Source organism: Amycolatopsis sp. NPDC059021 (assembly GCF_042739895.1).
GTDB lineage: Bacteria > Actinomycetota > Actinomycetes > Mycobacteriales > Pseudonocardiaceae > Amycolatopsis.
This window is the reverse complement of sequence record NZ_JBHYIQ010000047.1, coordinates 65,700-73,833: the sequence shown is the minus strand read 5'-3', so window position 1 is coordinate 73,833 and position 8,134 is coordinate 65,700. Positions and strand designations below refer to the sequence as shown.

The following is an 8,134-nucleotide window of genomic DNA, read 5'->3' as shown; positions in this document are numbered from 1 at the left end:
TACCTCGATCGTGCCCACGGGTTGAATCCCGGCCGTAACATCGACGGTACCGAACTCCCCGCGGTGGCGCCAGCAACCGGCGCCGCCGCACTCGATGGCGAGATCGGCCCGCACCACAGCGAGAAGATTCTCCGGTTCCTGAAGAAGGTCCCGAGCTTTGTGTCTGATGAGGACAGAAGCAAGGCCGAGAAGATTCTGGTGGAGCTGGCCCGTCACGCGACACCTCAGGAGGTGGTGAAGGCCGCTGATGAGTTGCTGGCGCGGATGGACCAGGACGGGAAGCCACCGAAGGACCCGGATCCGCCGGAGCGGAAGCCGGAGTTGCGGGTGTGGCAGCGGAAAGACGGGTGGTTCGACATCGACGGACAGCTCGACCCCATCACCGGAACCCGGCTGAGCACGATTCTCGATCCGTTGGCCACGCCTCGGCCCGCAGGGGAGGACAAGTGGCCGGACCTGCGGTCCACGTCCCAGCGGTATGGGGAAGCCTTCGGTGAAGCCATTGCGATGCTCGCCAACGTCCCGGATGTGCCCGGCGGCGACCGCGCCCAACTCCTGGTGACAGTGACCCTGGAAGACCTGAAGTCCAAGCTGGGCACCGCCTGCCTGGACATGGTCAGCACCATCACCGCCACCGAAGCTCGTATGCTCGCCTGTGATTCCCAGATCATCCCCGCAGTACTCGGCACCAAGGGCGAACCACTCGACCTCGGCAGAGCCAAGAGACTCGTCACTCCCGCGCTACGCAAAGCGTTGACCATCCGGGACGGCGGCTGCGCATTCCCGGGCTGTCATCGCAAACCCCGGCATTGCGACGCCCACCACATTATTACCTGGACAAATGGCGGACTCACCGTTCTCCGGAATCTCGTCCTGCTCTGCGGAGCGCATCACCGAATGCTACACAAAGCCGACTGGACGGTCCGCATCGCCGAAGACGGACTCCCGGAGTTCATTCCGCCAGATTACGTAGACCCGTTACGCACGCCAAGACGCAATATTCTGCACCGCTTCGTCCCCTGAGCCGAACGCGAGCAAGCCATTCACGTCAAACGGCGTGACTCACGATGCATTCCCGGATCAGGCCCGCGGTCGTCCGTGGGTGTCGCGGGTGGGGATTCGCGTTCGCGGAGTTTGGTCAGGACGGTAGCGTGGTCGACTTGTCGTTCGAGGATGTTGCTGACCGTCCGCCGTTCGATGCCGAACCGGGTACCCAGCTCGTACACGGTTGCTCCGGCTTGCTACCCAGCGATGAGTTCTTGGACCTGGTCGGCTTCGAGCCGGCGCACCCCACCATGGTTTGGAGCGCTCGATGGGCAGTGGAGCCGGTTCGCTGGGGTCAGATAGCTTCCGGATCAGTATTTTCAAGGCTTCTATCTGAGGTTTTGTGTTGTAGTAAGTTCCCCTGGTTGCTCATCGTCGAACCCCGACAACCCGAGCCGCTGATCGATCTGCGGTTCTTCCGCAGCCCACCGTTCTCCGGCGCGAACACGATCTCGATCGTGATGGCTGCCGGTCTCGGCGGTTTCCTGTCCCTCAACACCCTCTACCTGCAAGACATCCATCGTGACGGACACCGGCGCCGGCTTCACCGACTCGAGCCGTATCGCCTGGGCACTCATCGGCCGGTTGCGGCGTCCTCGTGCTCGCGCTCGGCGTCCTCTCCACGAGTCGTTGGGCCACGGCCTCGGCCGCGCGCAACGGCCGGCCGTCCGTTCGAACTCCGGCGCGCGTAGGCGATGGGGACACCCGGGACCTGCTCGATGAAGGTCCGCTTCGCGCAGTCACGTCCTCAGACCATGATCGTCGCACCACCAGCATGATCGACTACGTCGGTGGCGGGGGCGAAGGTGTCGCGGTAGCGGTGGGGGTTCACTCCGGTCGCCGAACGGAACTACTTGCGGAAGTTGGCGGGGTAGCTCCCCGAGCACAGGCCGGCGATGGTGGCGCCGTTGGCATGCGCGCACCTCAGCGCGTCCGTGAGCGCGTCCGATGGCAGATCATCAGGCCTGGACAGGCACATGGATGAACGAATACGGCTCCCGCCTGCACATCACCGGCACCAGCGACGGCCGTGTCGAAGGAACGTTCACGACTGCGCTCGGTGACAGCTCGTTTGCCGGAGCGACGGTGCCCATCGCCTCGTTCACCGGGTTGCTCCGCGAGGACACGCTGCACATGGCCTGGCACGTGGTTTCCGACAGGGCGGTCAAACGACCGCGGCCGGACGCGGAACCCGCCGAAATCGAACTGCCCTGGGCGCACGCGGTGCTGTCCAACACCGACACGTTCCACCGCCACGCGTGATCCGTGCCGTCGTCAGGCGTCGAAGCTCTGACGGGACGCCTCGATGTCGCCGAGGTAGCGGTGGGTCCACGCGCACATCCCGTCGATCGTCGCGCGGAGACCCTGACCCGGCTCGGTGAGCGTGTACTCGACGCGGGGCGGCACGGTGGGATACACCGTGCGTTCGACCAGGCCGTTGCGCTCCAGCATGCGCAGGTTCTGGGTGAGCATCTTGTGGCTGATGCCCTCGACCCCGTCCCTCAGTTCGCTGAAGCGCAGCGTGCCGTCGCCCAGGCACTCGATGATCAGCAACGCCCACTTGTTGGCGATGTCCGAGAAGATCTCGCGCGCCAGCGAGTCCGCGCGTGTCACGTCCGCGTCCTCGGGCGAGCCTGTGAACTGCTGGGTCCCCATGTGGTTCCTCAGTTACCGAAAAGTGCGTTCTTCTCTGTCGGCGCACACTCTCCTACGGTTCCTGGGTAACCGCAAGTGACTACGAAAGGCAGGCGACCATGCCCGTCACCCTGATGAACCCCGCCGGCTTGCCGGAGATCGACGTCTACCGGCAGGTGGCGATCGCGACCGGGTCGAAGCAGATCTTCGTCGCGGGCCAGGTCTCGTGGGACGCCGACGGCGTCACGGTCGGCGAGGGCGACCTCACCGCTCAGGTCGAGCAGTGCTACCTCAACGTCGGCACCGCACTCGCCGCGGCCGGAGCCTCCTTCGACGACGTGACGAGGCTGACCGTCTACGTCGCCGGGTGGACACCCGAAAAGATGCCGTTGTTCCTGGAGGGCGTGGCCAGGGCGTCCGCGAAGCTCGGGGTCACCCCGCTGCCGCCGGCGACGCTGCTGGGTGTCGCGGCGCTGGCCATCGCCGGTCATCTCGTCGAGGTCGAGGCCACCGCGGTCCTCGACTGAACCGGCTGACGCCGCCGGAAAGAACAAGACTGCACCTCTCCGGATTTCCGCTCTACCGTCGCCCGCACCGGCAACCACGGGAGACGGGACGGACAAGCGATGTCGCAGTTGTGGCACCAGGGCGCGGGGGAACTGGCCGGGCGGATACGGACAGGCGAGGTGTCGGCACACGAGGTGGTGACCGCGCACCTCGAACGCATCGAGGCGGTGAACCCGCGGCTCAACGCGATCACGGACGTACTGGCCGAGCAAGCCCTGGAGGCCGCGAAAGTCGTTGACAGGGAAAGGAAAACCGGCCCGTTATGCGGCGTGCCCATGACGGTGAAGGAGAACATCGACATCGCGGGCTCGGCCACGACACACGGCGTCGTCGCGATGCGGGAGGCGATCGCCCGGGAGGACGCGCCGCACATAGGCGAGTTGCGCGCGGCGGGGGCGATTCCGCTCGGCCGCACGAACATGCCCGAGTTCGGGATGCGCTGGCACACCGACAACGCGCTGCGCGGCGCCACCCGCAATCCGTGGTCGGCCGGTCACACTCCGGGCGCGTCCAGCGGCGGCGACGCGGTCGCGGTGGCCACCGGCATGGTGCCACTCGGCATGGGCAACGACGGCGCGGGCTCGCTGCGCTGGCCCGCCCAGTGTTGCGGGGTCGCGGCGTTGAAACCGTCACTGGGACGCGTGGGGATGGCGATGCGGGCGCCGGTTCCCTTCGCGTTCCAGCTCCTCGCCGTGCACGGGCCGATCGCCCGCGAGGTGCGGAACCTGCGGCTGGCATTCGCCCATCTGTGTGGCCCTGGCGCGGACCCGTGGTACGCGCCGGTTCCGCTCGACGGTCCGCCGCTGCCCAAGCATGTCGCGCTCGTAACCGGCGACAACGTGGCCGCGCCAATCGCCGAGGCGCTATGGGCAGCGGCCGCAGCGCTGACCGACGCGGGTTACGCCGTCGAAGAGGCCGAGCCGCCGCACTTGGCGAGGGCGAGCGAGATCTTCATCCAGATCATGCTGAACCACGGTCGTGTCCACGAAGGACAGACGCCGGTCGAGAGCATCGCGTCCGCGGACTTCGTGCGGTTCTGGGCTGCCTTCGAACCGGTTTGGCGGCACGCCGCGGGCACCGCCGCGGCCGATCCGATGGCCGAACGCGCCACGATCGCCCGAGCCTGGCACGACTGGATGTGCCGGACACCGCTGGTGCTCGCGCCGATCCGCACCGCACCGGCGTTCCGGGTCGGCGAGGACCTCGACCCGGCATGGCTCGCGGACTGGCCGGAGAGCATGCGCGCGGTGGTGGCGGTCAACCTGCTGGGCCTGCCCGCCGTCGCGGTCCCCGTCGACGCCACGGACGGCCTGCCGCAGGCGGTGCAGGTCATCGGGCCGCGATTCCGCGAGGATCTGTGCCTGGACGCGGCGGCCGCGATCGAGGCGCGAGCCGGACGCCGGACGCCGATCGATCCCCGCTGACCGCTACAGCGGGTCCAAACGGGACAGTCGCCATCGGCCGTCGACCCGCTTCGCGGTGACACTCAGCTGCGCTACCGAAGTCTGCGGCGCGCCACCGTTCGGCACCAGGGTCTGCTGGTCCAGGAACAGCAGTACCGACGCGTCATCGCCGCGCAGCTCACGGACGCCGAGGGACCGCACTGTCGTGGTACGCACCAGTTTCTGCTCTTCCGCCCGCTTGCGCGCGGAGGCGAACTGGTCCCGGTACTGGGAAACCGCGTCCCCGACGAGCACGTCGGCCGCCGCGCGCTCGGTGCGGGCGAGGTTGCCGTAGTCGTAGGAGAACACCGCCTTGACCGCGGCGCCGACCTGATCGGACACCTCGGCCGTCGCGGACTGGTCCACCAGCGCCGCGTTGTCCCCGGAGTCCAAAATGGACGCCTCGACGCCGAACCACACCGCGCAGCCCAAGGCCACCACCACGATGGCCGCCAGCACCTGCGACAGGCGGCTCATGATCCGGCCGCCTGCACGCCGCCGACCTTCCACGCATCGCCGTCGCGCGCGAAGTCGACGGTCAGCCGGTTCAGCTTCGGCGCCGGGGCGCCGTCGGCGGTGCTGACGCGGACGTTCAGCACCGCCATGAGGCGCGCGGTCCCGGCGCCGACGTCGAGCTGGGTCACTGCGGCCTGGACGAGCGACGCGGTGGACACGGTCTTGGTGGTGGTCGCGCGGTCGATCTGGAGCTTCCGGTCCCCGGAGAGGTCCTTGCCGTACTGGCCGGTGGTGGCGGCGATCCAGCGGTCCACGTCCTGCGCGGCGGTGCGGTAGTTCATCGTGTTCAAGGCGACCAGCTCGGTGTTCGCCGCCGCCAGGACCGCGTCGCGTTCGCGGCCGCGGGCCTGCGCGTCGTCGTGCGCGGACCGCCACCACGAGAAGCCGGTCCACGCCGCGGCGAGCACCGCCAGCACGGCCGCGACCGCGAGGACGCGCGGGAGACGGGCCATCACGAGCCGCCCAGCAGGGCGCCGAGCCCGCCCTTGGGCTGCCCGGTCAGCATGTTCAGCAGGCCGGGCAGCTGGTTCTGCCCCGCGGGCTGTTCCTGCTGTTTCGGCGCCGCCGGGATCGCCGGGGGTTTGCCCGCGTACGGCGCGTTCTGCGAGCCCCGCACCCCGGTGGGGCTGCCCGGCGGCTCGGCGCAGTAGGCCTTCGTGTTCACCGGGATTTCCCGGGTGTCGTTGGCGGGCCGCTGCTGGGTGCCCTCGTACCCCTTGGTGCAGGACGCCGGGTCGAAGAAGTTCAGGACGAACCCGAGGTGCCCGGTGCCGTCCGGCGAGGTCGTCGGCGAGAACGCCGAGATGATCGGGTAGGCCACGAGCAGTTCCTCGACGGCGTCGGTGCGCGCCGAGGTGATCTGCGCGGTGGTCAGCGTGTTCGCGAACAACACCCCGAGGTCGGTGCCGGACTTCGCGAGCACGTCGCTGATCTGGCGGCCGAGCTGCGGGGCCTCGTCGATCACCTTCCGCAGGTCCGGGTCCGACTTCTTCAGCTGCCCGGCGATCGTGCGCAGCCCGCTGGAGAACTCGGTGATGTTCGCGGCCTGGCGTTGCTGGGTGTCGAGCACGGTCCGCGAATTCGCCAGCAGGCCCTGGGTCTGCGGCAGGTACTGCATGGCCGCGGTGGTCAGCGATCCGGAGCTGTCGAGCAGCCGTTGCAGATCCGGGCCGGCGCCGGCGAACGCGGTGTAGGTCTCGTCGACCACGGTGCGCAGCGAGTCCGGGTGCACTCCGGCGACCAGCTTGTCCAAATTGGACAGCACGGTGTCCGGGGCGAGCGGGATCGAGGTGCGGCCCTGGTCGATCACCGCGCCGTCGGCCAGATACGGGCCGGTGTCGTGCTGGGGCAGCAGATCGACGAACTGCTCCCCCACCGCCGACCGGTTCGACACCTGCGCGCGGGTGTCGGCGGGGATCTTCGGCCCGCCCTTGTCGATGTCCAGGCTGACGTCGACACCGTGATCGGTGAGCTTCATCGCCGTCACGCGCCCGACCGTCACACCGCGGTAGGCGACCTCGGCGTTGACGAAGATCCCGCCCGAGTCGGCGAGTTTCGCGGTGACGACGTAGCCCCGGGTGCCGAACAGCCGGTCCAGCCCCGCGTACTTCCCGCCCGCGTAGACCACCGAAACGACGGCGATGATCATGAACGCGAGCAGCCGAATCCGCGTAGCCTTGGTCATCGGCCACCTCCGAACAGCGAACCGAGCACGCCGCCGATACCGCCGAGCGGATTACCGGAGTCCCCGCCGGACGTCGTGCCCGGGGACGCCGGCGGGTTGATCGGCGGCAGGGGCAGCGGGGGCGGCGGGGAGCCGTTGTTGAACGGGATCGCGCCCGGCGCCCCGGTGCCCTGCGAACCCGGTATCGGCAGGAACGGCTGCGAGGAGCTGGAAATGTTGTGCAGCAACGTGTCCAGGTCGAGGTCGACGGTCGCTTCGACGTTCGCGTAGTCGCCCTTGATCACGTTGCCCGCGTAGTCCGGGAACGGGTAGGTGAGCAGGATCTGCAACGCCTTGGGCAGGTTCTGCCCGGCCTCGCCCAGTTTCAGCAGGATCGGCTGCAGGGACTTGAGATTCGCGACGAGCTGGTCGCGGCTCTTCGTCACGGTGTCGACGGCGACACCGGACAGCTTGTTCAGCGACTGGAGCATCCCGACGAGCTGGTCACGCTGGTCGGTGACGATCTTCAGGCCCGGCGCCAGATTGTCGAGCGCGTTGCCCAGGTTCTGTGTCTGCCCGGTCAAGGTGCGCGACAGCTTGTCGAGCCCGTCGATGGCCCGCAGGATCTCGCCCTTGTGCCCGTCGAGCTGCGTGGCCAGTTCGTCCACATGCGACAGCAGCGCGCGGATCTCCGGTTCGTTGCCGGACAACGCGTCGTTCAGTTCGTGGCTGATCTTCTGCAGCTGTTCGACGCCGCCGCCGTTGAGCAGCAACGACAACGCGCCGAGCACCTCTTCGACCTCGGGGTTGCGGTTGGTCCGCGCGAGCGGGATCTGCGCGCCGTCACCGAGTTTCCCCTCGGCCTTCTCCGCCGTGGGCGCGCGCAGGTCGACGAACTTCTCGCCGAGCAGGCTCGACTGCCGCAGCTCGGCGTGCGCGTTGGCGGGCAGGGAGATGTCGCCGTTGACCGTCATGGCCACCACCGCGGTGCGGGTGTCCGGGGTGAGGGTCACCTTCTCGACTCGGCCGACCGCGACGTCGTTGACCTTGACGCTCGCCTGCGGCACCAGATCCAGCACGTCGGTGAACTGCGCGGTGATCCGGTACGGATGGTCGCCGATGTCGGCGCCGCCGGGCAGGGGCGTGCTGTAGAGGCCGTTGAACCCGCCGTCGCTGCAGCCCGCCAGCACCAGCACCCCGGCCAGCACCCCCGCGAGCCTCCGCCGATGTGCCGTGAAGGCCTCCATCACAGGGCTCAGCGCTGTGA

Annotated in this window: 10 protein-coding genes; 4 read left to right on the top strand and 6 right to left on the bottom strand. The window is 68.5% G+C overall.

Annotation, left to right across the window (positions count from 1 at the left end):
- Positions 1–1,023, top strand: a 1,023-nt coding sequence (locus ACFWX1_RS26220) for a DUF222 domain-containing protein (protein ID WP_378391580.1), incomplete at its 5' end; no start/stop codon positions are given.
- Positions 1,024–1,373: 350 nt separating this feature from the next.
- Here the strand turns inward: ACFWX1_RS26220 and ACFWX1_RS26215 are convergent.
- Entirely contained in the window at positions 1,374–1,622 is a 249-nt protein-coding gene (locus tag ACFWX1_RS26215) for a hypothetical protein (protein ID WP_378391578.1), read from the bottom strand.
- 403 nt (positions 1,623–2,025) lie between these two features.
- On the opposite strand from ACFWX1_RS26215, the gene ACFWX1_RS26210 reads away from it, so the two are divergent.
- Positions 2,026–2,307 carry a hypothetical protein gene (locus ACFWX1_RS26210; protein ID WP_378391576.1) on the top strand — a complete coding sequence of 94 codons (282 nt, stop codon included), beginning with the start codon at positions 2,026–2,028 and terminating at the stop codon, positions 2,305–2,307.
- A 12-nt stretch (positions 2,308–2,319) separates the two neighbouring features.
- Here ACFWX1_RS26210 and ACFWX1_RS26205 read toward each other — a convergent pair whose 3' ends face one another.
- A complete protein-coding gene (locus ACFWX1_RS26205) occupies positions 2,320–2,700 on the bottom strand; it encodes a winged helix-turn-helix transcriptional regulator (protein WP_378391574.1) in 381 nt (126 codons plus the stop codon).
- 98 nt (positions 2,701–2,798) lie between these two features.
- On the opposite strand from ACFWX1_RS26205, the gene ACFWX1_RS26200 reads away from it, so the two are divergent.
- Both ACFWX1_RS26200 and ACFWX1_RS26195 read left to right on the top strand, forming a co-directional pair.
- Positions 2,799–3,206 carry a RidA family protein gene (locus ACFWX1_RS26200; RefSeq protein WP_378391572.1) on the top strand — a complete coding sequence of 136 codons (408 nt, stop codon included), beginning with the start codon at positions 2,799–2,801 and terminating at the stop codon, positions 3,204–3,206.
- 99 nt (positions 3,207–3,305) lie between these two features.
- Positions 3,306–4,670 (top strand): amidase, encoded by a 1,365-nt coding sequence (locus tag ACFWX1_RS26195; RefSeq protein ID WP_378391570.1) that lies wholly within the window; start codon positions 3,306–3,308, stop codon positions 4,668–4,670.
- A 3-nt stretch (positions 4,671–4,673) separates the two neighbouring features.
- Here ACFWX1_RS26195 and ACFWX1_RS26190 read toward each other — a convergent pair whose 3' ends face one another.
- The 4 genes from ACFWX1_RS26190 to ACFWX1_RS26175 are packed head-to-tail and all read right to left on the bottom strand — an operon-like array spanning position 4,674 to position 8,114.
- Positions 4,674–5,165 (bottom strand): hypothetical protein, encoded by a 492-nt coding sequence (locus ACFWX1_RS26190; RefSeq protein ID WP_378391568.1) that lies wholly within the window; start codon positions 5,163–5,165, stop codon positions 4,674–4,676.
- Complete coding sequence (locus tag ACFWX1_RS26185) at positions 5,162–5,656, bottom strand: hypothetical protein (RefSeq protein WP_378339261.1); 495 nt, start codon at positions 5,654–5,656, stop codon at positions 5,162–5,164. Before ACFWX1_RS26185 ends, ACFWX1_RS26190 begins: the two co-directional genes overlap by 4 nt.
- Positions 5,656–6,888 carry an MCE family protein gene (locus ACFWX1_RS26180; protein ID WP_378391566.1) on the bottom strand — a complete coding sequence of 411 codons (1,233 nt, stop codon included), beginning with the start codon at positions 6,886–6,888 and terminating at the stop codon, positions 5,656–5,658. Before ACFWX1_RS26180 ends, ACFWX1_RS26185 begins: the two co-directional genes overlap by 1 nt.
- Positions 6,885–8,114, bottom strand: a complete 1,230-nt coding sequence (locus ACFWX1_RS26175) for an MCE family protein (RefSeq protein WP_378391587.1) — start codon at positions 8,112–8,114, stop codon at positions 6,885–6,887. The genes ACFWX1_RS26180 and ACFWX1_RS26175 overlap by 4 nt, the downstream gene beginning before the upstream one ends.
- Between the last annotated feature and the right edge of the window lie 20 nt (positions 8,115–8,134).